Raw genomic sequence first — 25,203 nt, 5'->3', positions numbered from 1 at the left:
ATTTTAAGGCAAGCGGGCAGCTCACACGGGATAATTTCATATTATCAAAGGCTATAAAAACGATTATTTGAACGATAATTAGAGCCTACGTAGTACGTAATACGGTAGTATGTAATCTGGTACGTTATTTACAGGAGTGGCGCAAATGGCCCGCACAGGTGTGTATTTTTCCGATGTCAAGAAAGCCCGCGACCAGCTGGTGGAGCAGGGACGGCATCCATCCATCGATGCGGTGCGTGCCGCGCTGGGCGACACCGGATCGAAAACGACCATCCACAAATACCTGCGCGAAATCGATGCGGAGGAGGGCGCCCAGTCCCAGTCGGCCAGCGAGGCCATCCTGGCGCTGGCCGGACAGCTGGCGGACCAGTTGAAACTGGAAGCAAACGGCGCCGTCGCCGCGATCACGGCAGAGATGGCGGCGTTGCGCCTGGCGCAGGCGGCGCAAACGGCTGCGTTCGAACACCGGCTGGCCGAGGCCGGCGTGGCGTTCGACGACGTGGCCGTGCAATTTTTGGCAGCACAGGACGAGATTGCCACGCTGACGGCGCGCTTGCACGCCGAGGAAATCGCGCGCCACACGGCCGAGCAGCACGCGCGTGACGTCGACGTCCGCCTGGCCGACGCCGAACGGCACCAGGCCTCACTGGAAGAAAAGCACCGCCATGCGCGCGACGCACTGGAGCATTACCGCAGCGCGACGAAGGAACAGCGTGAACAGGAAACCCGGCGCCACGAGCAGCAAGTGCAGGGCGTGCAGGCCGAGTTGCGCCAGGTCCAAATGACGCTGGCAGTCAGGCAGGAGGAGTTGACGCGGGTGAACCGGGAAGCGGCCGCGCTGGCCAATGAACTGGGCGCCAACAAGCAGGTGCTGTACCTGGAGAAGGAAAGCGGGCGCAAGCTGGCGCGCAAGGTCGACTACCTGCAAGCCTTTGAGGCGCGCGCGGCGGTGCTGGAGGCGCAACTGAATGACACCCGCTTGCGCGTCGCCCGGGCCGAGCAGGCTGCGGCAGAGGGCGACGCGCTATGTCACGCGCTGCGCGAGGACAAGGCGGCACTGGAGACGGCGCTTGGCGCAGCCAGGGATACCAGCGAGCTGGAGGCAAGGCTGGCAAAGCTGGACAGGGCGGTGTTCGGCGCAAACGACGCGCCGGACACCTGACGGCTTCAGGCTTTAACGGAAGGCGTAGTTCGCGCTGGCATAAAAACGCCGGCCGCGCGGATCGGTGTAGCTCGGGTCGTAGCCGGACAGGAAAAAGTATGCCTGGTTCGAATACGGCGGGGCCTGATTGAACAGGTTCTGCATCCCGACGCGCAGCTTCAGTTTTGGATTCACGGCATACGCGCCCGACAGATCCCAGAGTGAATACGACTTGACCTTGTTGGCGGCCACCACGCTGCCGTCATCGATGTTGATCGCCGTGTTCTGGTCCTCATAGCCGCTCGACCAGGTATTTTGCAAACTGGCCGACAGCGGACCATGATCCCAGTCGACGCTGATGGTGTGGCGCCAGCGCTGGACCACGCCGTCGGTCACAAAGCGGTTCAGGTTGCTGACGAAGTCGTCGCCCGGCGCGTTCTGGATGCGCGACGCCAGCACATAGGTGCCGTTCAGGCGGCCGCCAAACCGGCCCAGAGGCGTATCGATGCCGCGCACCGTGACCGCCAGGTCCAGCCCCTTGGCCAGCTGGGCGCCGCGGTTTTCCTTGCGCAGTTCGATGTAATCGATCAAGCCGTCTTCGTCGCGGTGCACCAGATCGCCATACTTGGCCAGGTTGCCGAGGATGATGTCGTCGCCGATTTCGCTGATCAGGTCAGTGCGTTTGATATTCCAGTAATCCAGCGAGGCGCTGACATGGCGACCTGCGGCGAGCACGGCGCCGAGCGAAAACTGGCGGCTGCGCTCGGGTTTCAGCTTGGCGTTGCTGTAGCGGCGGGTGTCCCAGTTGTCGGCGCAGTCCGAATAATTGTTCTCGACGGTGGCGCAATAGACCGGGTCGGGCAGGGTGGCGGTGCTGCTGTACACAGTCGGACGGTGCAGTTCGTTCAGGGACGGGGCGCGGAACCCGCGTCCGGCCGAAGCGCGCAGCAGGATCCCGTCGGTCGGCCGGTAACTCAGACCAATCTTCGGGCTGGCCGCGCCGCCGACTTCCTGGTAATGGTCGTAGCGGGCCGAGACTTGCGCTTCCCATTGTTTGGCAAACGGCACCAGCACTTCGCTGTACAGGGCGTACACCTTGCGGCTGTCGGAGGTTGCCTGGCCGCCTTCCGGTGCGGCATCGTTGTTGATGTTGTCGGACAGGAGCAGGGCAGATGGCGTGAACTGATTGCGTTCGCGCCGTGCTTCGCCACCCACGGCCAGCGCCAGGTCGCCGCCGGCGATCTTGGTCAGGGCGCGCGAGAATTTGAAGTCGAAGGCATCGAGGGTGCCACGCGCGTGGCGTACCTCGTCGTCGACCTGGATGCTGTCGATGAGCGCTTTGCCGGCCGCGCTGGACGGGCCAAATGGATTGATGCGGCCGTCGGCAATGCCTTCGAGCAGCTCGTTGTACAGCACGTAGCCGTGGGTGTCGCGGTCCTTGACGGTGTTCACGCTGTGATTAAACGCGGTGTCGTAATCCCAGCCACCCAGTGTGCCGCTCATGCCGACCACCACGCGCACGGCGTCGCTGGTCAGTGTGCTGGTGCGGCGCCCGGCTTCGTTCAGGCGCATGCGCACTTCGAGCTCGCCGGGGATATCGTCGTCGAGCTGGTCGAGGCCGGTATTCGCCAACTGCGGCACCAGGCTGTAATCGAGGTAACCGGCCACGCGCGCCGAGGAGCCGGTGTAATTCGTCTTGGCGCGGCTGAGCGCGAGTTCCGCATAGGCCTGGTGGTCGCCGCCCAGTTTCAGTACCGCGCGACTGAGCACGCTGGCTTTTTCCGATTTCGGATACAGCTCGGTGTCGCCCATATAGTTATAGGTGCAGCCGTCGACGCCACCGGTGCCCGCCGGCAGGTAGACGTTGGCCGGCGCGGAACAGCCCGGCACCGATAAATTGATCAGACGATTCGTGATCGGCTTGCCGTTGATGGTGAAGCCGATCTCCTGCAGGTGGTCGCGCTGGGCCGAGGTGAGGCGGATATTGCCCGGACTGGTATAACCCGACAGCAAATGCCCAAGGCGCTGCTCGACCTGCAGGCTCGGAATGAAACTGCGCTGCGCTGTGCTCAGCGCGCCGGTGCGCTGGTAGTCGGCAACGGCGAAAATATTGAAGCCGTCGCGTTCCAGGTCGCCGGTGCCGGCGGCGATGCTGGCGGTGCGCTTGCCGGCGCCGCCTTCATCGGTCTTGCCGCCGTAGACGTTCAACTCGAGTCCCTGAAAATCCTTGCGGGTAATAAAATTGATAACGCCGCCGATAGCATCGGTGCCGTACAGTGCCGAGGCGCCGTCAAGCAGCACTTCGACACGCTCGAGTGCCGCCGCTGGAATATTGTTCAGGTCGACGCCGCTGTCGTCGCCGGGCGAGGCGAAATTGGCCATGCGCCGGCCGTTGAGGAGGACCAGGGTGGACGAGGTGCCGATGCCGCGCAGGTTGGCGCTGTTGAAGCCGCGCTGGTCGCCGCCGACATTGATACTGGCGCCATCGGTCAGGCCGTTCACGTTGGACGACACCCGCGCCATCAGTTCGGAGGCGGTGGTCACGCCGGCTTTCTCGATCTCGGCGCGCGTGATGATCTGCACCGGCAAAGCAGTTTCGGACTGGACGCGGCGGATGGCAGAGCCGGTGATTTCGACGCGCGGCAGGTTCTCCGGCAGCGTCTCCACGGCGCCCGGCAGCACGACCTGCGCCAGTGCATTGGCACCCATCAGGCTGCTTGCCATCCAGGCTCCCGCTAGCATGGCACTACGTACGGCGCGTGCGCCTGCTGTCAGGTTGAGGTTGATCATTCTGTGTCCTTGTCATGATTCGGAAATAATTTCAATATTAATTCCTGGCAAGCAAATGCACCGAACTATCAGTTGCTGTTTGGCCGAATTGTTGTGAAATAGGTACGAAATCGGATTGATCGATCCGTTACGAACCGCTTGCGTGGCGACGCCGGCGCACGGTCCGCCATGGACGGTCAAGCAACATTCTGGTCGCGCCGCGCGCGTTACTTCCTGGGCGCAGGTTTGGGGTATTCACCAGTTTCAGCAAATCGGTGGGGCGCCGGTGGGAGTGTGGCGAGAGCTTCGCCGTGTAACCGTTGAAGCTGTTGCGAACGCTCCCGACTGCATCCGTGCTGCCCACCTGGCAGTACAGGCGATCAAGTCGGACGATCCGGCTGTAGCAAAACAGGCCGATTGGGCCAAGTACCTGACGGCGCAGGGCGGGCCGGCCGTGGCGCGCAAGCACCTGGCCGTTCGCATCGAAGGCCAGGCGGTGACGATCAAGGGCCGGTACGTGACCAGTGAGGTGAAAAAGCCGGTCGGCGTTTTTGCAACGGCGTTCCCGAACGAGGTCTACGAATCGGTGCGGTATCGGTGGACGATCACCGGGGCCGGGGAGTCAGCCGGGGCGGCTTTTGACCTCCTCGGACTGGTGTAAATAACTGTACGGCGACGGGCAGGGCGGCGACGGGTGGCGCCGCCAGGACGATGCCGACCGCACGGCGGCATACCAGCGCCGGTCCAGCGCGCGCGGCATGACGCATGTGGAAAAGCTGCAGGAAAAATATGACTGAGGTGAACCTGTAACGAGAACGAGGCGCCAGGCGCCGCTTGGTACTGCATCTGCGAAGCTACACTATCATCCTCTGTCAACCTGCAAACGATCACGTAATCATGAAAAAATATCTCCTGAAAATTTCTGCGGCACTGTTGTCTGTCGTCATCTTCGCGGGCTGTGCAACGGGCGCCCATGCGGCGGGGCCCGCTGGCATTGTCGAAAAACTGTTTCTCCAAAAAGGCGCCGGCTCTGTCGCAAGAACATTTGCTGACACACTGGGCGATCATGTCAACGTCAAAAACTTTGGCGCAAAGCTCGACGGCATCACGGACGACACCGCAGCAGTTCAGAAAGCAATCAATTCGTTTGGGGTAAGCGATGCTTTTTCCGGTTCGTCGGTAGGTGGCGTAGTCGATTTTGTACCTGGGAAAACGGCCCTTATTTTGGGAACTATTTACCTGCCATCGTATGTAAAAATCGACCTGCGCGGTGCAATGCTGCGTGGATCGGGAACGAACACGATTATCAAAACCGGATATTGGTCCGGCGGCATCGTGATCGACAACACGGCTCTGCCTGTCGATACGCAATTCGTAGTGGCTGCAAGCGTTGAAAACGGGAGTATCTCAAACGCTGATCGTGCATTCGACCTGCTCAATTTTGGCGAGGGGTCCGCGCTACGAAAACTGCGGTTCATCGGTGTCAATCAGGTATTGCATGCACGGCGCAGTTTTTATAGCGCATACAGCGATCTACACGCACGCTCACCTATCGTGGGTAGCAAGTACCCGGCATTCCACTTTGATGACCAAGTAAATGCGCAGAGAATAGATTCTTTATTTTCAGTCGCCTACAACACCGGCTTCCGATTTAGCGGTGTAAAAGACAACATTCTTGCGACAAACTGCGGAGTAGAGCGAGGACTGGTAGGCGTTGACGTACACGACAGCACGGCGGCGGCGCAGTTCTTGGGCTGGTACATGGAAGACCTCACTACGGCGTTTGCGTTCAATGCCGATGGAAAACACCAGAATATCAAGGTAGATGGGACATGGTTTTACAGCGTCACGAATGCAATTTCCGGCGGAAATGTAATAAGTGGGGAATGGGGCGCAAACAATGTATTGAGCGGGGCCGCGATTAACTTGCCGGGGAATTTCGTCAATCGGATGAAAGTTGCGATTCCATCAGACACGACAGCAGATAACGCCATAGCGACAATTCCGACCGGGTATAACCTGGGCGATGGTATGACGATCGATTACGTCAAGTCGATTTATAACAGTGGAACTGGGCTGATTGCAAGCAAGGCCCGGGTCAGTAGCGGCGTCATCCCATTTGACTACGCCGGTGACAGCGGCGCGGTAATCAGCAATCAGATTCCTTTTTCAACTTCGATACTGACCGCTACGACCTTGACAGTAAACACGAAAATCAATTATCGGGAGTCGGCATTTGTTGGGCTGCAATTGACGATACAGGCAAGCGGAACGCAGCAGGTAGCGGCAATTTACTGCGGGGGCGTAGCACTCTCACTGGCAAAACCGGCCGGCGTCACAGTGGCGGTATCGAACAACAACGGCTTTTTTACATTCACTGTAACGGGGTTGAAAGCAGCGACGACCTATAACGGCGTGGTGCGCATCCTGTGACGATACGAAGCGCAATCATCGCGTGCGCGGCCACGGGGCGTTGCTGCTTGTGCTGCTCGACAGCCAGGGCGCCGAGAAGTGGTCAACGCGGGCGGCAGTGTGGCGCAAGCGATCGGCGTCGTGGCCTGCCTCATGGCGATCTTCATGCGTGAGAAAGGCAAGACGGCGAATGCTGAACCTGTCCGCTTCAGGCATTTTGAATTCGGCGACCGAGCCGTACCAAAGCGCGTCGTGCTTCATGGTTCATGCAAATCCCATATCTCTTGTGAAAATGTACATCATTGCAGGTTGGAAAATTTGAGGTGCCGGCATTACAGTCCGATGCGCATAATCTATATTATGTTAAATCAGATATTCTTACATGTCCCTGGATTCAACGAGGCTTCTTCCCTTACGTGCTTGCGCATCGATGCTGCAGCATCCACGTTCTGCTCCCCCGGCCAAGCGCCTGACTGCCTCCGGCCAGCCATGCGACTGAATGCATCCTGTCAGCCATGCGTCTGAACGCATCCTGTCAGCCATGCGTCTGAACGCATCCTGTCAGCCATGCGTCTGACTGCCTCCTGACAACCAAGCGGCCGCTGTCGGGTCCGATCCCGCCAGCGGCTCCCACTGCGGCTGCGCCTCGCAGACCATGCCTCCTCAACCCGCGCTTGTGCCCGTTCAGTCGCATGTGCCGGGCAAGGCCTCGCTGCGCTATTCCCCGGCACGCCTTGCCGGCGCCGGGTGCGCCGGCTGCGCCGCTCGCGGCAGCGTGCTTGCCGGCCGCTATGGCGGCTGGCCACCGAAACCCAAGATCACACCGCTCCATCACAGCGCGCGGTACACGGGTTTGACTGACAATGCACGCGGCAGCGATGTCTGCAATCACGTACCGACAGTGAACCGGCGCCGTCAACGATTGTCGGCGCGGTACATTCCGGAGCGCCTCAGCGCGCCGGTTACGACCAGCATGGCAAGCAACACCTGCATGTTTTTTACGCTCAGGATAAAGGTGTTTGCACCGTGTGCGCGCGCTCCGGATGGACCTGCGTACCGCGCTGCGCAGCGCGTATAAAAATCTTTTAAATCAGCCACTTACATGCCCTACCCGCTTTCTCCCCTACTCCGGCGCCCTGCTTCGACCGCGTCGGGATTTTGCGCACCGCTGCAATTAACTGAATATGCAAGCTCTAAATGCTCGTATAATCAGTGCATATTTAACGCATCGAAATGCCTACATGAAAACCGCGATCGCCTACCTGCGCGTCTCCACCAGCGAACAAGGCCGCTCTGGCCTGGGCCTGGCCGCGCAGCGCAAAGTCATCGATGAGTTCGCCGCCGTGGAACGGTTCGAACTCGTCGATATCATTACCGAAGTCGCCAGCGGCAAATTGGGTCTGGCAGAACGCGACGGCCTGCGCGCGGCGCTGGACAAGGCCAAAAAGCTGCGCTGCCCGGTCATCGTGGCCAAGCTCGACCGCCTCAGCCGCGACGTGGCCTTCATCTCCGGCTTGATGGCCGCCGGCACGCCTTTTATCGTGGCCGAACTCGGGGTCGACACCGACCCCTTCATCCTGCACCTGTTTGCAGCCTTGTCGGAGAAAGAACGCAAACTGATCGCCGCGCGCACCAAATCGGCGCTGGCCGACCTGAAAGCGCAAGGCATCCAGCTGGGCAACCGCACCAATCTGCACGAAGCGCAGGCGCTGGGCCAGGCCCGCAACGCTGAAAAGGCCGCCGCCTTCGCGGCCGCCATTCTCCCGGAAATCCGCCGGCTGCAGGCGCAGGCGATGACGATGGCGCAGATTGCCGAGGAACTGAACCGGCGCGGCGTGAAAACCGCGCTGGGCCGCACCTGGCACCAGTCGACCGTGTCACGTCTGATCAAAGCCGCCGGCTGATGGCGTCACCGGCCACCACCGACGCGGGCGCTGGTCGCATCGTCGCGCTCGACGTGATCCGCGGCGTCGCCGTACTGGGCATCCTTGCCGTCAACGCCGAGGCCTTTGCCGGGCCGATGGCGGCGCTGCACGATATGCTCGCCTGGCCCTTTCCGCACCAGGGCGCAACGGCCTGGTCATACTGGTTGGTCGACGTCTTTTTCCGCGAAAAATGCGTGAGCTTGTTTTCGATGCTGTTCGGGGTGTCGGTGTTCCTGGTCGGCGGCGAACGTGCCGACCAGGCACGCGGGCGCCTGTTGCGGCGCCGGCTGGCGGTGCTGCTCGGCTTCGCCATGCTGCACGGCTTCGGCCTCTGGTGGGGCGATATTTTGTCCTTGTATGCCATGAGCGGCGCCATCCTGTATGGCTGCCGCTCATGGCAGCCGCGCAACTTGCTGGCGGTCGGCCTGGCCTTGTACGGGGGAATGGCCGTGCTGCTGGTGCCAGCCACACCCGACGCCGCGCAGGCCGCCGAGGCCGCCGCCGCCATCAGCCAGGCGCGTGCGTCGTGGTCCGGTGCGTACCGGGTCAATACGGCCAGTTATACAGAGATGCTGCGTTGGTATCCGTTCGCCATTCCCGCCACCCTGGGCCTGATGATGGTCGGGCTGGCCCTGTTCAAATCAGGCTTGCTCGCGGGCCGCGCGGCACCGCGCCGCTGTCGCATGCTGCTGGCAGGCGGCGCCGCGGCCTTGCTGGTTCAGGCGATCTGGTCCTGGCACGAAGTGATCCTGCTGCGACCGCTCTGGCGCAGCGCTTTCATCGCCACCGTGCTGGCGCCGCTCATTGCGCTGGGCTATGCATGTGGCCTGATCTTGCTGGTGCAAAGCCGCGCCGGGCCGTGGCTCGCCCCCCTTTCCGCAGCCGGACGCATGGCGTTCACCAATTACCTGGCGCAATCGCTGATCATGACAACGGTGTTTTACGGCGGCCGCGGCGCCCTGATGGGTCAGGTTGACCGGCCCGCACTGTGGGCCATCGTGATCGCGATCTGGGTCTTGCAGCTGGTGTGGTCGACACAGTGGCTGGCGCGCTTCCACTACGGCCCGCTCGAGTGGGCGTGGCGCTGCCTGACCATGGGCCACCAGGTCGCGCTGCGCAGACGGCGCGTCCCGTAAAACCACCCCTTGAAAGGTCCTTCTCCACAGATCGGCGCTGGCCGACCTGAAAGCGCAAGGCGTCCAACTGCGTAACCGCACCAATCTGCATCAGGCGCAGGGGTTGGACCATGCACGCAACGCTGAAAAGGCCGCGGCATTCTGCGGGAATTCACCGGCTGCAAGGACAAGCGATGACGATGGCCCAGAACCCCGATGAACCGAACCGGCGCGGCGTGAAAACAGGGCGGTACCTGGCACCAGTCGACCGTGTCGCGCCTGATCAAGGCCGCCGGCTGATGCCCGGGTGGCGCAAACGCGTCACCCTCAGGCGAAATTCTCGAGTGTCACCTTGCCGACCGCCTTGCCGCTTTCGAGCAGCGCGTGCGCGCGGCGCAGATTCTCTGCATTGATGGCGCCCATGTGTTCGCCCGCCGTGGTGCGCAGCTGGCCAGCGTCGATCATGGCGGCCACTTCGCCCAGCAGGCGGCCCTGTTCGCCCATGTCGGCGGTCTGGAACAGCGAACGCGTGTACATCAGCTCCCAGTGCAGTGCGATCGACTTGGTTTTAAGGGGCACCACGTCCAGCGCGGCCGGGTCGTCGATGACGCAGATATGGCCCTGCGGGTGCAGGCTGGCGACGATCTCCTCGAAATGCTCGCCGGTGTGGGTCAGCGCCGCAACGAAGTCCACGCCTTCGAGGCCGTGCTCGCCCAGTTGGGCGACGAACGGCTGGCGGTGGTCGATCACGGCGTGGGCGCCCAGGTCCAGGCACCAGCGGATCGACTCCGGACGCGACGCGGTGGCGATCACGCGCAGGCGGGTCAACTGGCGCGCCAGCTGGATCAGGATCGAGCCGACCCCACCGGCGCCGCCGACGATCAGCAGCGCCTGCCCTTCACCGCCGCCCTTGGCCACGCCGAGACGGTCGAACAGCATTTCCCAGGCGGTGATGGACGTCAGCGGCAGTGCCGCTGCGTCCTGGTCGGACAAGGTGGTCGGCGCCAGTGCCGCCAGGCGCTCGTCGATGGCGTGCAGCTCGCTGTTTGCGCCAGGCCGGTTCAGCTCGCCCGCATAGTAGACCCGGTCGCCGACCTTGAACAGCGTGACCTCGTGGCCCACCGCTTCGACGATGCCGACGGCATCCCAGCCGATGATTTCCGGCAGGTCGCCCACGGCCGGGCGGCGCGCGCGGATCTTGGTATCGACCGGATTGACGGCGATGGCGGCCACGCGCACCAGCAGGTCGCGCGCGCGCGGGGTCGGGTCGGGAACGATCAGGTCCTGCAAGGAGGCGTGGTCCGTGATCGGGAGGGAGGCGAAGTAGCCGACAGCTTTCATATTGGGTCCAGTGCGGGAAGAGGTGCGTTACTTTACCTCTCCCCGCAAAACCCTGCAGCGCGCACCGAAATCACATGGCTTGCACCCAGCTGCCCTTGTAAATAATTGGCCCGCTTGGCGCGTTCGGGTTGGGCGAACCACCAAGCGGCTCCACGCTCACGGCCAGCAGCGCCACGTCGGCGCCCAGCGCACCGGCCGGCAACGCCAGGCGCACGGCGCCGCTGCGCGGGAGCACGCCCAGCGAACGTGGCGCGCCCGCTTTCGGCACCACCCACAATTGCAGCACGCGGTCGGCAGCCGGCGCGACGCCATCGGCGAGGCGCACGTTCAAGGCGCCGTGGCGGCGGTCGGCCGTCACCAGCAATGCCGCCTGCGCCTTGTCGTCGGACAGGGTGGCGACGTAATCGAGCGTCGGCGTATTGCTGCGCCATTGCACCAGCGCGAACGCCAGCACCAACGTCGCGGCCAGCGCCGCCAGGCCGAGCGGACGCCAAAAGCCGCGTGCATCGTGGCGCCAGAATTGCCAGGCCGGGGCAGTGTTGAGGCGCAGGCGCCGCTCGATGGCGCGCCACACGCGCCCTGGCGGCGTGACGGCCGGCGCAAATTCGCCCAGCGGATTAAGGCGCGCGCGCCAGTCCTCGGTGAGTGCGCGCAGGGCGGCGTCGTCATGCAGCCAGCCTTCGAAGCGGCGCCGCGCGCCACCCCGCAATGTGCCCAATACGTACTCCCCTGCCAGCTTGTCGCGCAGTGTTGCATTCTCGCGGTAATTCATGCGCTCTCCTGTTTGCCGAGGCAGGTCCGCAGTCGTTCAAGACTGCGCCTGATCCAGGTCTTGACGGTTCCAATCGGCAGCGCCAGTTGGTGCGCCAGGTCACTGTGCGATAAATCGTGAAAAAAAGCCATGCCCACCACCTGGCGGTGCACGCTATCGAGCTCGGACATGCAGCTGGCCAGCGCCTTCGCGTCACGGCTCATCTGCAATGCTTCGATCGGCGTTGCACCTGGGTCTTCCAGGGCGCGCAGCACGGCCGCATCGAAGTCGCTGGCATCGATCTCGACCGCGTGATCGCTGGCGCGCAAGGCGTCGAAGGCCTTGTTGCGCACGATGGTGGTCATCCACGTCATCGGCGCCGACAGGTCGCTGCGGTAGTCGCGCGCGCTGTGCCAGATGGCGGCGAAACCCTCTTGCAGCACGTCTTCGGCCAACTCTCTCCGATGCAATATACGTAAAGCGAAGCCGAACAGTTTCGGTGCCGTGCGCTCATACAGCAGGCGGAACGCGCCGGCATCGCTGAGCGCGACGCTGGCCAATAGCACGCGCAGGGCGGCGGGGTCAAGTCGGGAGGGGTCGGAGGGCACGCCAGGTTCCTTTTGGTTCAAATTGTTGGCAGAAAAATAGCATATGGATGCGCGGAACCGCCGTTTGATTGAGAAATAAAATAAGTTGAATCCATTTCAAAAGTGTCACCGTACATGATTTAACGACAGGGTTTGTGAAATTACAACAGCCGTGCGCCATCAATGTGAAGTCCTGTGTATAACGTCAATACAGCAGTGCAATGCTCATATAAGTCACTGATTTATAAGCAGAATTTGCAGATATTTTTGAAACCAAAAATCGCTGCAACAAATACAACCATCCATCCTTGGAGAGAAACCATGCAAAAGTATCAAAAACGTCTGCTGTCTACCCTGGTCACCGGACTTGTGCTCAGTTCAGCGTTCGGCCCCGCCCAGGCATCGAGCCACCGCGAAGCGCCGTTCATCACCTCGGCGCCGAAAGTGGACGGCACCGACTTCTACATGTTCCGCAGTTACGAAGCGAATCGTGCCGGTTTCGTCACGATGATCGCCAATTACCAGCCCTTCCAGGACCCGCAGGGTGGCCCCAACTTCTTCCAGTTCGATGCCAATGCCTTGTACGAAATCAGCGTCGACAACAACGGCGACGGCAAAGAGGACCTGACGTTCCAGCTGCGCTTTAACAGCACCTCGAAAAAAACCGCGCTGACCATCGGCGGCAAATCGGTGCAAATTCCCCTGATGTATTCGGGCCCGATTTCCGGCGTCAACCCGGCTGCGCTGAACGTGCGTGAAACATACACCGTCGACCTGGTCAAGGGCGACCGCCGCACTGGCACCCGCACCCGCCTGGCCAATAACGCTGGCGTGTCGGTATTCGACAAGCCGATCGACAATGTCGGCGACAAGACCTTCGGTTCCGCCACCGGCTACGAAACCTACGCCAACCAGCACATCTACGACGTCGTCATTCCGGGCTGCGGCACGGGCCGCGTGTTCGTGGGCCAGCGCAAGGAGCCGTTTTATATCGCCGTCGGTAAAATCTTCGACTTGTTTAACCTGAATCCGCTCGGCGCCGAAACCGGTCAGAAGAACGACCTGGAACAGAAAAATATCAGCTCGATCGCCCTCGAAGTGCCGATCGCCTGCCTGGCGACCAGTGCCGAACCCGTGATCGGCGCCTACACCACCGCCAGCGTGCGTCAGGGCCGCTTGATCAACCCCACGCCCGCGACTGGCCTGAACAACGCCACCAAGGAAGGCGGCGCCTGGAGCCAGGTATCGCGCCTCGGCATGCCGCTCGTGAACGAAGTCATCATTGGCCTGGACGACAAGGACCGTTTTAATGCGTCCAAGCCGACCGCTGATGCCCAATTCCTGACCTACGTCACCAATCCGGCCTTCCCGGCCGTGGTCGAGTCGCTGTTCCCGAGCGCCAAGGCACCGACCAACTTCCCCCGTACCGACCTGGTGGCCGCCTTCCTCACCGGTATTACGGGCCTGAACAAGCCTGCCAATGCGGTGCCGTCCGAAATGCTGCGCCTGAACACCAGCATCGCCGCCACGCCACTGGCAACCCAGTCGGCGCTGGGCGTGGCCGGCGGCGACAATGCCGGCTTCCCGAACGGCCGCCGTCCGGGCGACGACGTGGTCGACCTGTCGGTGCGCGTGGCCATGGGCGCCCTGTGCGTGCTGACCACCACGACCGACAAGTTCGCCGTCGGTTGCAAGCCTGCCGACGCCCCTGCCGGCGGCGCTGCGCTGACCGATGGCGTGCGCAAGACTGCGGCTGACTTCAAGGGCGGCTTCCCGTACCTGAACACGCCGCTGCCGGGCAACCAGTAATCTCACGCCAAGGATACGATCATGCTAAACATTCAATTCTTCAAGCGGCGCGGGCGGCTCTCGCTCGGCGTTGCCGTGGCAACTGCAGCGCTGACGCTGGCAGCATGCGGCAGCAGCAACAACGACACCGGCGCGACTGTGCCGCAGGGTGGCGACAATTCGACGCCGCCGGTGGTTGCCGACTCCTTCATCAACATCGTGAAAGGGCTGTTCAGCGCCACCAACGAAACGGCTGAACCAGTGTCGATCGACGGCGTGACGGCATCGGCGCCGGAAACCACCGCGCCGGAACCGACCACCTAAGGTGTCCCGGGCCGCAAGGCCTGACGGGAGGGGGAGCGCTGCTCCTCCTTTTTTTTGTAGCGCTTTTTTTACAGATCGCACCTTCGATGCCGCTTTTTTACCGTGTATGTCTATCGGCCGCCCTCGCCTGCTGTGGCGCTGGCCTGCATGCCGCCCCGTATATTCCCAAGGACGGCAAGCAAGTCGTCGAGCACCTGCCCAGCCGCGCCGACCCGGTGCAGCGCGAATTACGCCGCCTGCGCACAGAATTGCATACCACCCCCAACAACGTCGCACTGGCCACCACCCTGGCCCAGCGCTATATCGAACAGGCCCGTGTCGACGGCGACCCGCGCTATCTCGGGTATGCGCAAAGCGCGCTGGCGCCATGGTGGAAACTGGCCGCGCCACCTGAACCGGTGCTGGTCCTGCGCGCCACGCTGCGCCAGAGTACCCACCAGTTCGAGGCCGCCCTGCTCGACCTCGACCAGGCCGTCAAGCGCGACAGCAGCAATGTGCAAGCCTGGATCACGCGCGCAACCGTGCAGATGATCAGCGGCGACTTCGCGGCCGCCAAGGCCAGCTGCATGCGCCTGTATTCGCGCGCGCCGCAACTGGTGATACAAACCTGTTTGTCGAATATCGCCAACGTCAGTGGCGACGGCCCGGCCAGTTACCAGCAACTGGCGACGACCCTGGCGGCCCAGCGTGAGGTCACGCCGGCGATCCGCATCTGGGTCACGACGCTGCTGGCCGAAATGGCCGCGCGTGCCGGTGACAGTGCCGGCGCCGAAAAATATTTCAGGGAAGCGCTGGCGGTGGACCACGCCGACAGCTACCTGCTCGCTGCCTGGAGCGACTACCTGCTGGACCACGGCCGTGCGCCCGAAGTGGCGCGCCTGCTGCAAGACAAAACCCGCGCCGATGCCCTGCTCTTGCGCTACGCGCTGGCCTTGAAAGCGATGAATGCGCCCGCCGCGGCAGAACAGGCCGATGCGCTGCGTGCCCGCTTCGAAGCCGCCACGCTGCGTGGCGACACCGTGCACCAGCGCGAACAGGCACGTTTTGAACTTGCCCTGCGCAACAATCCCTCGCTGGCCGTCAAGCTGGCCAAGCTGAACTGGGCGGTGCAAAAGGAGCCGGCCGATTTCCGCATCCTGGCCGAGACGGCCGCAGCCAGCGGCGACCTGGCTGCGCTGACGCTGGTGGTTGACTGGCTCAGGACCAGCCGCCTGCAGGATCAGACGGTGGCGCCGGCGCTGCGCCGCCTGAAGGTGATCGCATGATGCGCGCCCTGCTGTTCCTGGTGGCGATGTGCCTCGCCGGCGGCGCCAGCGCGCACAAGCCCAGCGACAGTTACCTGGTGTTGAACGTGGCCGGCAAGAACGTCAGCGGTCAATGGGACATCGCGCTGCGCGATCTCGACGTCGCCATTGGCCTGGACCAGGACGGCAATGGCGAACTGACCTGGGACGAGGTGCGCGCACGCCACGGCGCGATTGCCGCGTACGCGCTGGCGCGCCTGAAGCTGGCCAGCGCTGGCGTAGCCTGCCCGCTGCGGGTCACCGAACACCTGCTGGACGAGCACAGCGACGGCGCCTACGCGGTGCTGCGCCTGCAGGCGAGCTGCGCGGACGACATCGTCGCGCTCGATGCCGACTACCGGCTCCTGTTCGATATCGACCCGCAGCACAAGGGCTTGCTGAGATTGACGAATCGGACCCAAACCTCGACCGCCATTTTCACACCGGACAGCCCGCTGCAAAAGCTGCAAGTGCAGGACGCCTCGCGCTGGCGCCAGTTCTTTGACTACGTGAAGCACGGGGTGTGGCATATCTGGATTGGCTTCGACCACATTTTATTTCTGCTCGCCCTGTTGCTGCCGGCCGTGCTGGTCTGGCGCGCCGCCGGGTGGCAAGGGCGCGACACCTTCCGCGCCTCATTCATCGAAGTACTGAAAGTCGTCACCGCCTTCACGCTGGCCCACTCGATCACGCTGACGCTGGCGACCCTGGGCGTGGTGTCGCTGCCGTCGCGCGTGGTGGAGTCGGCCATTGCCGCATCGGTGCTGCTGGCCGCGCTGAACAATATCCGCCCGGTGTTCGAGCGCAGCCGCGCGCTGGTGGCATTCGTGTTCGGCTTGATCCACGGCTTCGGCTTTGCCAGCGTGCTGCTCGATCTGGGCTTGCCGAAGACGGCGCTGCTGCTGTCCCTGGTCGGTTTCAATGTCGGCGTCGAAGTGGGCCAGCTCGCGATCGTGGCGGTGTTCCTGCCGCTGGCGTTTGCGGCAAGGCGCACCTTTGCCTATCGCCGGGTCGTGCTGGTGGGCGGGTCGACGCTGATCGCGCTCATCGCACTGGTGTGGCTGTTCGAGCGCCTGTTCGATTTCAAGGTGATGTCGTGATGTTCAGCGTGGCCGCAGTCGCAGCAGCAGCCACGCGAGCGTCCCGGTCAACGCCCCGGTCATGGCCACCACGATCCAGAAGCCCTGCTCATGCTGCGCCAGCGGCACGCCGCCGACGTTCATGCCGAGCAGGCCGGCCACCATATTGATCGGCAGTGCCAGCACCGTCACGATGGTCAAGATGAACAGGCTGCGGTTGTTTTCTTCATTCACCTGGGCGGCAATCTCTTCCTGCAGCAGCTTGATGCGTTCCTGCAGCGACGCCAGGTCGGTCAGCACCACCGTGAATTCTTCGGTAGCCTGGCGCAGGTCCTGGCGGTCGTCCGGGACGATCCACGAGGGCGGGCGCTGCAGCAGCCGGAACAGTGCCGCCGGCTCCGGCGCCAGCAGGCGTTGCAGGCGCACCAGCACGCGCCGCAGCGCGCCCAGGTCTTCACGCTTGCGTGTGAGGCGGTTGGCCAGCAGTTGATCTTCGGTGGTGTCGACCCGCGCCACGGCATCGCGCACGATATTGACCAGCACGTCGGCCTGGTCGCGCAGCAGATGCACCAGCAATTCGACGGGCGAGCGCAGCAATTCTCCGTGGACGACCGCCTGGCGCAGGCGCTCGATCGACTCGAGCGGCTTGCGGCGCGCGCTGATGACGCCGTGCGGCGTGACGTGGACCCAGAGCGTGGAGATGTCGGCGCTGTCGAAGGAAAAATTATGCAGCACATCGTTGACGACCGCGATGAGCGCGTTGTCGTCGATTTCGATCCGGGTCGAGCGCGAGCCCTGGTGCAGGATTTCATAGAAATTGTCGCCCAGGTTGGCATGGGCGCGCAGCCACCGTTCGCTGGCCGCATTCGACAAATTGAAATGCAGCCAGACGAACTGGCCGGGCACGGGTGTCTGCATCAGTTTGAGCGCATCGGGCGCATTGATCGGCACCGTGCCGACCCCTTCGCCAATCTGAAAACCCCAGACCAGTCCCGAATCGTCGGAACCATAGTTAAACGCAAGTAAGGACATGACCAACCCGGGCAAGCAAGCAATGGTGGATTGTAATGTAACTATTGCGTGTCGGCATGGAATGAAACGATGTTCAACCGCCCGGCACAGGCGGCGCTTGCAAAGACCGCCACATCGGCGCACGATGTGTTTTTATTAATGCCCGAATTACAATCGAGTCACAACCAGGAGACCAAGCATGATCAAAGTGAGTGTGATGTACCCGAATGGCCCGGACGCCCGTTTCGACGAAGCCTATTATCGCGATCGGCACATGCCGATGGTAAAACAGCTGATGGGCGATTATTGCAAATCGTATGCGGTAGATGGCGCCATTCCTGGCGGCGTACCGGCCGCGAATGCGCCCTACATCGCCATAGGCCACCTGTTCTGCGATTCGGTGGACGCCTTTCAGGCCGGCTTTGGTCCGCACACGAAGGAAATCATGGGCGATATTCCCAATTACACCAACCAGACGCCAGTCATTCAAATGAGCGAAGTACTGGTCGGATAGTCAAACGAACCCGCCGGCGGCACGCGCCGCCTGCGGATGTTTGTGCAAGGACGCTCACTGCTGCATCGGGCACGCAGGCGCGCTACGCGTACCGCGCGCCTGCGGGATAATCGATGCACATTCATCAACCAGGATCAGCCATGACACAGCAAGACAGCGGCACCACCGGCATCGGCGACGACGACATCGACCAGGACGGCCAGCCCGACCCGACCCAGAGCCAGGCGGAAACGGGCGGCAGTGGCGGCGCGGGCCTGACCCGGCATGAGGGCGATGACCCGGCGGGCAGCGCGGACGCGCCTGCCAAAGTGCTGCACCCATCCACGCAGTCGGGCGCGCTGGGTGCGCAAGATACGCGCGCCGGGCAGGCCGACGCGCACCGGAAAACCGGACTGGGCAGTGCGGAAACGGGCGCCAACCAGGCGCCGGACGACATGGCGCCGGCGTCGCGCACGCCCGCCGCTTAGGACGCTTCGACCGTTGCGACTGCCATCGTGATCATGCCGGCCACCACGTGGCGCAGCGCCGGCAGGTTATCGGCGGACGCCTTGGTGGCGGTGGTGGCCACCCGCAGGATGTACGCGATATCGGCGGCGCTCATGACGTGCTCGCCGCACATTGCGGCGGCCAGAACCGCTGTCAGGCGGGCCTCCAGCGCAGCGTAGATCGCCGCCAGCGCTTGCGGCGCATACACGCCGCAATTGGCCATCATGTCGATGCCGTTCGGCGAATCGATCACCGACGCGGCCGGCTCCACCACCCAGATCTCGAACAGGCACGCCAGTTGCGCCGCCAGCCCCGTGGCGGCCGGCAGACGCTGACGTGTCGCGTCCTCACAGCGGGCGCGCTGGCGCAACACCAGCCCGCCAAATATATCCTCCTTGCCAGCGAAGGCCGCGTACAGGGTCGGGCGCGACATCTGGCTGGCCGCAGCGATCTCGCTCATGGTGACCTTGCGGTAGCCATGCTGGCAGAACAGGGCCAAGGCGGCGTCGAGGATGCGCGTTTCTTTTTGGTCCATTGATTCTCTTCACAACATCGTGGCCGACGTCGAGGTGATTGCGCTCAACCACCCATTTGCACGACTCGAACAAGGTGACGTGCATCACCGCTTCGTGATCGAGATGCAGAAAGGCATTTAAGCGGCCGGTGCTGGCGTCATGTCCGCCGCGCGGGCAGCCGCTTCATGCGCCGCCAGCTTCTTCCACCACAGCCAGGATGCCACCGCATTGATCCAGAAAAACGCGTACAGGCACGCCGTCATGGTCAGGCCACGGCTGGCGTACAAGGGAACGGCGATCGTGTTGACGATCAGCCAGAAGCCCCAGTTCTCGATCCGGCGCTGCATCATGAGAAATTGGGCGATGACGGAAAATACCAGCACGGCCGAGTCAAAAAAGGGCGCGAAGGCGCGCGTGTAGAGATACAGGAGTGTGCCGTAGGCGGCAGTCGCGGCCAGGCCGGCCGGCACCATCCACAGCAGGCTGGCGGGACGCATGTGCGTCACCGGCAGCACTGCGCCGCTGGCGCCGCGTACCCACTTCCACCAGCCAAACATGCTGGTGCAGACGAAAAACACTTGCAACACCACGTCGGCGAACAGCGAGGCCTGGTAGAACAACAGCGCAAACAAGGTGCAGCCGATGATACCGGTCCACCACGTGTGCACGCTGTTGCGCCCGGCCAGGAAGATGGCCCCGGCAGTAAACACATTCGCGGCTATCTCGAGACCATCGATCTGCATCTGCGCCCTGCCCATTCTGTAGAAAGTAGCAATGTACGCCAGGCCGCCGCGTCAGTGCAACAGATTACAGCGCGATGGTGCCGTGCTGGTTATCCATGTCCGGCGTGCTGCCGGTGACGGCGGCTTTCGCCATGGCAAAGAAGCGCACCATCTTACTGTCGTTCGAATCCCAGAATTCGGCGCCGTGCGGGTCGACGCGCACCAGCACGACATGCGGGTCGTCCGGCCCGGCCGGGAACCATGCCTGCACCATCGGATTCCACATTTCCTTGATCCGGGCCCGGTCCACGACGCGCTGGGCGACGCCACTGACTGATACATACAGGCTGTCATCGGGCTGGGCAAAGCTGATGTTCACTTCCGGCTGCGCGCCGATGTTTTCCCACAGCTCCGCATTGGTCGAGGTATAAAACCAGATACCGCCTTCGGCATCGATTTCCTGCTTGGTCATTGGATGGCTCAGCAGATGGCCGTCGGCACTGGTGGTGGTGAACATGGCGAAACGCAGCGCGTCGATCTTGTCCTTGAGGGCGGCGACCTGGGTGGAATTGGTGCTTGTCATGATGGCGTCCTTATTGATGGATGAATAACGCCAGCGTAACCGACAAGCGGCGCGCGCTTTGTGCGGGGCCGAACAGAATGCGCCATGCCGTAGCGACTTATATTGCCTGCCCTGCCGGCGCCGGTTCATCGGCGGGACAGGCCTGCACTGGCGCGGTCGACGCAGTCAGCGGGGCCGAGGTGCCAAGCAGCACGTGCGGCGCCCGGTACAGGAACCACTGCTCCAGCATCATCAGGCGCCACACCATATTGCCGAAGCCGGGTCCGGGCGCCGCCATCGAGGTCGACAACAGGCCATCGATGACACTGTCGGCAACGATATGACGTCGTCGCAGGTCGTGCAAGCTGTCGAAGGCCAACGCGCGCAGGTCAGGGTCGGCCTGCAGCCAGGCGACCAGCGGCAGCGTGGCGCGCGCGGTGCGCCGCGCCAGGGGGCCGGGCAACAGCGCGCGAAGGGCACGGGCATGGGGCGCCGCCCGGCCAGGAAGCTTCCCGTGCGGTGCCAGCTGGGCGGCGGCGGCGACCACGGTTTCCTCCAGCCACGGATAGGCCACGTCGACGCCAGCCAGCGCGCACCCCAGCTGGCTGGCCGCCAGCCGCGCCGGCAAGCTCAAACGCAGGTCGAGCGCGATCGTGCGGTTGGTGTCGCTGCGGCACTGGGCGCCCCACCAGAGCTGGCGCAAGGCCGCCAGCGGCGCGCCCGGATCGATCTGCGCGCGAAACTCAGGGGCCAGCATGGGCGCCGCGTGGGCCGCGCCGAACGCACTGGCGTGTACGATCCGCGCCGGCACGTCGCGCCGCGCCTGGTCGGCCAGCGCCGTCGCGTGCAGGTGCACCAGCAAGGGCTCGAGCACCAGTTCGCGCAGCGCTGCCGGCAAGGCGGCGTAGCGGGCCCAGTGGCGCTGTTGCACGGACAAGGGGCCGGCGCCGAACAGCTCGCGCACCCCGGCGCCGTTGGCCAGGCGCAGCACGCCCTGGGCGCGTGCCAGCGCACCGCAATAATGATGCGCCACCGCGCTGGTGGCGCCGCACGGCGTATCGGACAGGGCCGCCAGTTTCGGGATCGCGTCGACCACGTCGGCCGGGCGCACCACTTGTTCGTGGTGGCGGCTGGCCAGCAGTTGCGCCGCCTGGCGCGCCGGATTCGCGGCGGGTGCGTGCGGCCCGTTCGCATACACCACGGAGAACGTCGCCGGCGGCGCCGTGCCCGGTGCCTGCAGCTGCGCGGCCAGGGCGGCACTGCCCGCGCCGCCACTGAGCATGACGCCCGCACGTGGCTCGCCCTGGGCCTGGCGCGCGCCCGCCTGCAGCGCGGCCTCGAGGTCCTGGCGGCTGCCAGTGCCGTGTTCGTGAAAGCGCATGCGCCACCACGTATGGCGCACGGCGCGCCCGCCGCGCAGGTGCAGGCATTCGCCGGGGCCGAGCTGTTGCTGCCCCTCCCAGGCGCTGCCGCCCATGCTGCCCAGCACCAGGTAGGTGTACAGACTTGGCGCAGACGCCGTGCGTCCGGCCAGCGGATGGCGCAGCAGCGCATCCTGCGAACTGGCGAACAGCAGGTCGCCGGATCCGCTGCAGGCATGGAAATACAGAGGCCGGGTGGCGAACCGGTCGACTGCCAGCAGCGCTTCGCCGGCGCACTCGTCGAGAATGGCAAAGGCGAAGTGGCCGGCCAGCGCCGCACAGGCATGCGCCCCGTGGCTGCGCCAGCGCTGCGCCAGCAAACTGGCCTGCTGGCCGGGGCTGCCCCACAGGGCCACGATCAGGCCATCTTCATGAAACAGGCTGGTGTGGTCGATGCTGCCCGACAGCGCCACGGCCGCGCGACCGCTCGCCGCACTTTTCAAGGGGGTGCGTTCGAAGCGGCCGATGGGGGACGCCATGCGTTCGATGGCAATCGGGGCGGGCTGCGCGGCAAACCAGCCGCATAAGCCGCTCATGAGCGCGCCTGCCATGGCGTCGCCGCGCTGGTCCTGAGAATTGCTCGCTTCACCGCTTGCGCCATGTTCGACTCCCGCACGTTGCGTAAAGGTGCATGATTCAGGACAAGCGGCCCCAACTCATTGATGCGCGTCAATTGGTTTGTTGAACCGGGGCCAATACGACAGCGGCGGGCAAATGGTCTATAGTGGCGCTACCCGTATCAATTGAACATGACCCATGAAATTTGACGTCGCTATCGTCGGCAGTGGCCTGGCCGGCCTGTCGGTTGCACTGCACCTGGCCGAGACCCGCAAGGTCGCCATCATTTCGAAACGCGCGCTGCAGGATGGCGCCAGCAACTGGGCGCAGGGCGGCATCGCCGCCGTGCTCGATTCCGGCGACAGCCACGACCAGCACATCGCCGACACGCTGGTCGCCGGCGGTGGCCTGTGCGACGAAGCGGCCACCCGCTACATTGTCGAACACGGGCGCGAGGCAATCGACTGGCTGATCGACCAGGGCGTGCCGTTTACGCGCGATGCCACCGCGGAACTGGGTTTTCACCTGACCCGCGAAGGCGGCCATAGCCAGCGCCGTATCATCCACGCCGCCGACGCCACCGGCCACGCGGTCCAGGTCACACTCGAACAAAAGGTGCGCGCGCATCCGAACATCACGGTGTTCGAACATCACTGCGCGATCGACGTCATCACCTCCGACAAACTGGGCGCCACAGCCGTGCATGGCCACACGGCGCCCCTGGTCGGCCAGCCGCGCTGCTACGGCCTGTACGTTCAGGATGAAAAGACCGGCAACGTCCTGACCTTCGAGGCCGAGCACACGGTGCTCGCCACCGGTGGCGCCGGCAAGGTCTATCTGTACACCACCAATCCGGACACGGCCACCGGCGACGGCATCGCCATGGCGTGGCGCGCCGGCTGCCGCGTCTCGAACATGGAATTCATGCAGTTCCACCCGACCTGCCTGTATCACCCGTATGCGAAATCGTTCCTGATCACGGAAGCGATCCGCGGCGAAGGCGGCCTGTTGAAACTGCCGCCGGAAGCCGGCGCCGCTGGCGGCACGCGCTTCATGCCGGCCCACGACGCGCGCGGCGAACTGGCGCCGCGCGACGTGGTTGCGCGCGCCATCGACTTCGAAATGAAAAAGCGCGGCCTCGATTACGTCCACCTCGACATCAGCCACAAGAGCCTGGAATTCCTGATGGAGCACTTCCCGACCATCTACGCCAAGTGCCTCGAACTGGGCATCGACATCAGCCGCGAACCGATTCCGGTCGTGCCAGCCGTGCACTTCACCTGCGGCGGCGTGGTGACCGACCTGACCGGGCGGACCGATATTCCCGGGCTGTACGCGGTGGGCGAGACAGCCTGCACCGGCCTGCACGGCGCCAACCGCCTGGCCAGCAATTCGCTGCTCGAGTGCCTGGTGATCGGGCGCGCGTGCGCCTACCAGATCGAAGCGACGCCGGCGCAGGGTACGCCTGCTTTGCCGGCTTGGGACGAGAGCCGCGTCACCAATGCCGACGAAGAAGTGGTGATCGCCCACAACTGGGACGAGCTGCGCCGCTTCATGTGGAACTACGTCGGCATCGTGCGCACCACGAAACGGCTGGAACGCGCGCAGCACCGCATCAAATTGCTCAAGGAAGAGATCGACGAGTACTACCGCAACTTCCGCATCACGCACGATTTGCTGGAGTTGCGTAACCTGGTCGACGTGGCCGCGCTGATTGTCACCAGCGCGCTGTCGCGCAACGAGAGCCGCGGCCTGCATTATTCGCGCGACTATCCGGAGACGCTGCCGAAGGCGTTACCGAGCGTGCTGACGCCGCCGCGGCGTTAAATGGTGCCTGCGTTCAGCGCTGCCCCTGAAACCGTCATCCCGGCGCACGCCGGGACCCATGCTGCGTCGCCGAAGCCGCCTGAGCCGCGCGAATACGACGTCAGCATGGGCCCCGATTTTCATCGGGGTGACGGTTTTACGTGTGACAGTTTTACGGGTGTCGTTAGCACATGCAGCGCCGCCTGACTTTTCCCACGGCGCTGCTGCTGACTGTCCCGCCGTTGATGTGGGCCGGGAACGCGGTAGTCGGGCGCCTGGTGAAGGACGCCGTGCCGCCGATGACCCTCAATTTGCTGCGCTGGTCGCTGGCCCTGCTGATCCTGCTGCCACTGGGACGCGCGGCATTTGCTGCCGGCAGCGGTGCGCTGCTGCACTGGCGCCGCTACGCCCTGCTCGGCCTGTTTGGCATCGGCCTGTATAACTCCTTCCAGTACCTGGCGCTGCAAAGCTCGACGCCGATCAATGTGACACTGGTGGCGGCCGGGCTGCCGGTCTGGATGATGCTGGTCGGGCGCCTGTTCTTCGGGGTGCCGCTGCGCGCCTGGCAAGCGGCCGGCGCCGCGCTGTCGATCTTTGGCGTGCTGGTGGTGCTGAGCCGCGGCGACTGGCAGCAGCTGGCCGCCCTGCGCCTCGTGATAGGCGACCTGTACATGATCCTGGCGACGATTGCCTGGTCGTTCTACAGCTGGCTGCTGATGCAAAAAAAAGACGTGCCCGCGCTGCGCGCCGACTGGGCCGCGTTCCTGCTGGTTCAGGTGCTGTACGGCGTGCTGTTCTCAGGCGCATTCACGGCCGTCGAGTGGAGCGTCGGCGCGCCGCGGCCGATCTCGTGGAGCCCGGCGGTGTGGGCGGCGCTGGCGTTTGTCGCGCTCGGTCCGGCCGTGCTGGCGTTTCGCTGCTGGGGTGCGGGCGTCGCCAAAGCCGGTCCGGCCGTCGGCGCGTTTTTTGTCAACCTGACGCCGCTGTTCGCCGCCCTGCTGTCGGCCGCGTTTCTGGGCGAGCCGCCGCACCTGTACCACCTGCTGGCGTTCGCGCTGATTGTGGGCGGGATCGGCGTGTCGGCGCGCTGAGT

At 63.8% G+C, this 25,203-nt stretch carries 23 protein-coding genes; 13 read left to right on the top strand and 10 right to left on the bottom strand.

Translation table 11 applies throughout. The features are described from left to right. The first annotated feature begins 145 nt into the window (after positions 1-145). Positions 146-1,162: a DNA-binding protein gene (locus tag V6M87_RS20760; RefSeq protein WP_332878570.1), complete on the top strand. Its 1,017-nt coding sequence runs from the start codon at positions 146-148 to the stop codon at positions 1,160-1,162. A 12-nt stretch (positions 1,163-1,174) separates the two neighbouring features. Here V6M87_RS20760 and V6M87_RS20755 read toward each other — a convergent pair whose 3' ends face one another. Beyond that, positions 1,175-3,931: a TonB-dependent receptor gene (locus V6M87_RS20755; protein WP_332878569.1), complete on the bottom strand. Its 2,757-nt coding sequence runs from the start codon at positions 3,929-3,931 to the stop codon at positions 1,175-1,177. Between the two features lie 115 nt (positions 3,932-4,046). Here V6M87_RS20755 and V6M87_RS20750 point away from each other — a divergent pair, with 115 nt between their 5' ends. Then, the gene (locus V6M87_RS20750) at positions 4,047-4,571 is read left to right on the top strand and encodes a hypothetical protein (RefSeq protein WP_332878568.1); all 525 of its coding nucleotides are present in this window, start codon (positions 4,047-4,049) and stop codon (positions 4,569-4,571) included. 236 nt (positions 4,572-4,807) lie between these two features. Next, positions 4,808-6,343, top strand: coding sequence for a glycosyl hydrolase family 28-related protein (locus V6M87_RS20745; RefSeq protein ID WP_332878567.1), 1,536 nt, complete (start codon positions 4,808-4,810; stop codon positions 6,341-6,343). A 15-nt stretch (positions 6,344-6,358) separates the two neighbouring features. Here V6M87_RS20745 and V6M87_RS20740 read toward each other — a convergent pair whose 3' ends face one another. Then, positions 6,359-6,583, bottom strand: coding sequence for a hypothetical protein (locus V6M87_RS20740; protein WP_332878566.1), 225 nt, complete (start codon positions 6,581-6,583; stop codon positions 6,359-6,361). A 980-nt stretch (positions 6,584-7,563) separates the two neighbouring features. Here V6M87_RS20740 and V6M87_RS20735 point away from each other — a divergent pair. Further along, complete coding sequence (locus V6M87_RS20735; RefSeq protein ID WP_332878565.1) at positions 7,564-8,226, top strand: recombinase family protein; 663 nt, start codon at positions 7,564-7,566, stop codon at positions 8,224-8,226. Next, entirely contained in the window at positions 8,226-9,383 is a 1,158-nt protein-coding gene (locus tag V6M87_RS20730; RefSeq protein WP_332878564.1) for a DUF418 domain-containing protein, read from the top strand. The genes V6M87_RS20735 and V6M87_RS20730 overlap by 1 nt, the downstream gene beginning before the upstream one ends. 306 nt (positions 9,384-9,689) lie before the next feature. On the opposite strand, the gene V6M87_RS20725 is transcribed toward V6M87_RS20730, so the two are convergent. From V6M87_RS20725 to V6M87_RS20715, 3 genes are all read right to left on the bottom strand, one after another. Then, positions 9,690-10,703 carry a zinc-binding alcohol dehydrogenase family protein gene (locus V6M87_RS20725; protein ID WP_332878563.1) on the bottom strand — a complete coding sequence of 338 codons (1,014 nt, stop codon included), beginning with the start codon at positions 10,701-10,703 and terminating at the stop codon, positions 9,690-9,692. Between the two features lie 70 nt (positions 10,704-10,773). Next, a complete protein-coding gene (locus tag V6M87_RS20720; RefSeq protein ID WP_332878562.1) occupies positions 10,774-11,475 on the bottom strand; it encodes an anti-sigma factor in 702 nt (233 codons plus the stop codon). Then, positions 11,472-12,062 (bottom strand): sigma-70 family RNA polymerase sigma factor, encoded by a 591-nt coding sequence (locus V6M87_RS20715; protein ID WP_332878561.1) that lies wholly within the window; start codon positions 12,060-12,062, stop codon positions 11,472-11,474. The genes V6M87_RS20720 and V6M87_RS20715 overlap by 4 nt, the downstream gene beginning before the upstream one ends. A 300-nt stretch (positions 12,063-12,362) precedes the next feature. Here V6M87_RS20715 and V6M87_RS20710 point away from each other — a divergent pair, with 300 nt between their 5' ends. The 4 genes from V6M87_RS20710 (at position 12,363) to V6M87_RS20695 (ending at position 16,536) form a co-directional block, all read left to right on the top strand. Further along, on the top strand, positions 12,363-13,850 hold the full coding sequence (locus V6M87_RS20710; RefSeq protein ID WP_332878560.1) for a DUF4331 domain-containing protein: 1,488 nt from the start codon (positions 12,363-12,365) through the stop codon (positions 13,848-13,850). A 21-nt stretch (positions 13,851-13,871) separates the two neighbouring features. Then, on the top strand, positions 13,872-14,153 hold the full coding sequence (locus V6M87_RS20705; RefSeq protein ID WP_332878559.1) for a hypothetical protein: 282 nt from the start codon (positions 13,872-13,874) through the stop codon (positions 14,151-14,153). An 86-nt stretch (positions 14,154-14,239) separates the two neighbouring features. Continuing rightward, positions 14,240-15,418, top strand: coding sequence for a tetratricopeptide repeat protein (locus V6M87_RS20700; protein ID WP_332878558.1), 1,179 nt, complete (start codon positions 14,240-14,242; stop codon positions 15,416-15,418). Further along, positions 15,415-16,536, top strand: coding sequence for a HupE/UreJ family protein (locus V6M87_RS20695; RefSeq protein ID WP_332878557.1), 1,122 nt, complete (start codon positions 15,415-15,417; stop codon positions 16,534-16,536). The genes V6M87_RS20700 and V6M87_RS20695 overlap by 4 nt, the downstream gene beginning before the upstream one ends. Positions 16,537-16,539: 3 nt before the next feature. Here V6M87_RS20695 and V6M87_RS20690 read toward each other — a convergent pair whose 3' ends face one another. After that, positions 16,540-17,547 (bottom strand): transporter, encoded by a 1,008-nt coding sequence (locus tag V6M87_RS20690; protein WP_332878556.1) that lies wholly within the window; start codon positions 17,545-17,547, stop codon positions 16,540-16,542. Between the two features lie 178 nt (positions 17,548-17,725). Here V6M87_RS20690 and V6M87_RS20685 point away from each other — a divergent pair, with 178 nt between their 5' ends. Both V6M87_RS20685 and V6M87_RS20680 read left to right on the top strand, forming a co-directional pair. Further along, positions 17,726-18,040 (top strand): EthD family reductase, encoded by a 315-nt coding sequence (locus V6M87_RS20685; protein ID WP_332878555.1) that lies wholly within the window; start codon positions 17,726-17,728, stop codon positions 18,038-18,040. A 140-nt stretch (positions 18,041-18,180) separates the two neighbouring features. Continuing rightward, positions 18,181-18,507 (top strand): hypothetical protein, encoded by a 327-nt coding sequence (locus tag V6M87_RS20680; RefSeq protein WP_332878554.1) that lies wholly within the window; start codon positions 18,181-18,183, stop codon positions 18,505-18,507. On the opposite strand, the gene V6M87_RS20675 is transcribed toward V6M87_RS20680, so the two are convergent. From V6M87_RS20675 to V6M87_RS20660, 4 genes are all read right to left on the bottom strand, one after another. Next, the gene (locus tag V6M87_RS20675; protein WP_332878553.1) at positions 18,504-19,061 is read right to left on the bottom strand and encodes a TetR/AcrR family transcriptional regulator; all 558 of its coding nucleotides are present in this window, start codon (positions 19,059-19,061) and stop codon (positions 18,504-18,506) included. The genes V6M87_RS20680 and V6M87_RS20675 overlap by 4 nt on opposite strands. Positions 19,062-19,178: 117 nt before the next feature. Then, complete coding sequence (pnuC, locus tag V6M87_RS20670; RefSeq protein WP_332878552.1) at positions 19,179-19,784, bottom strand: nicotinamide riboside transporter PnuC; 606 nt, start codon at positions 19,782-19,784, stop codon at positions 19,179-19,181. A 64-nt stretch (positions 19,785-19,848) separates the two neighbouring features. Further along, a complete protein-coding gene (locus V6M87_RS20665; RefSeq protein ID WP_332878551.1) occupies positions 19,849-20,346 on the bottom strand; it encodes a pyridoxamine 5'-phosphate oxidase family protein in 498 nt (165 codons plus the stop codon). Between the two features lie 97 nt (positions 20,347-20,443). After that, positions 20,444-22,282 carry an asparagine synthase-related protein gene (locus tag V6M87_RS20660; RefSeq protein ID WP_332878550.1) on the bottom strand — a complete coding sequence of 613 codons (1,839 nt, stop codon included), beginning with the start codon at positions 22,280-22,282 and terminating at the stop codon, positions 20,444-20,446. Between the two features lie 220 nt (positions 22,283-22,502). Between V6M87_RS20660 and nadB the strand changes: the two genes are divergently transcribed. Together nadB and V6M87_RS20650 are read left to right on the top strand one after the other, a co-directional pair. Next, a complete protein-coding gene (gene nadB / locus V6M87_RS20655; RefSeq protein ID WP_332878549.1) occupies positions 22,503-24,131 on the top strand; it encodes an L-aspartate oxidase in 1,629 nt (542 codons plus the stop codon). A 170-nt stretch (positions 24,132-24,301) separates the two neighbouring features. Then, entirely contained in the window at positions 24,302-25,201 is a 900-nt protein-coding gene (locus V6M87_RS20650) for a DMT family transporter (RefSeq protein WP_332878548.1), read from the top strand. Positions 25,202-25,203: the final 2 nt, after the last annotated feature.

The organism is Massilia sp. S19_KUP03_FR1 (assembly GCF_036688685.1).
In the GTDB taxonomy this organism is placed as follows: Bacteria; Pseudomonadota; Gammaproteobacteria; order Burkholderiales; family Burkholderiaceae_D; genus JALYUM01.
The sequence above is the reverse complement of the archived record's forward strand: the minus strand, read 5'-3'. Positions and strand labels throughout refer to the sequence as shown.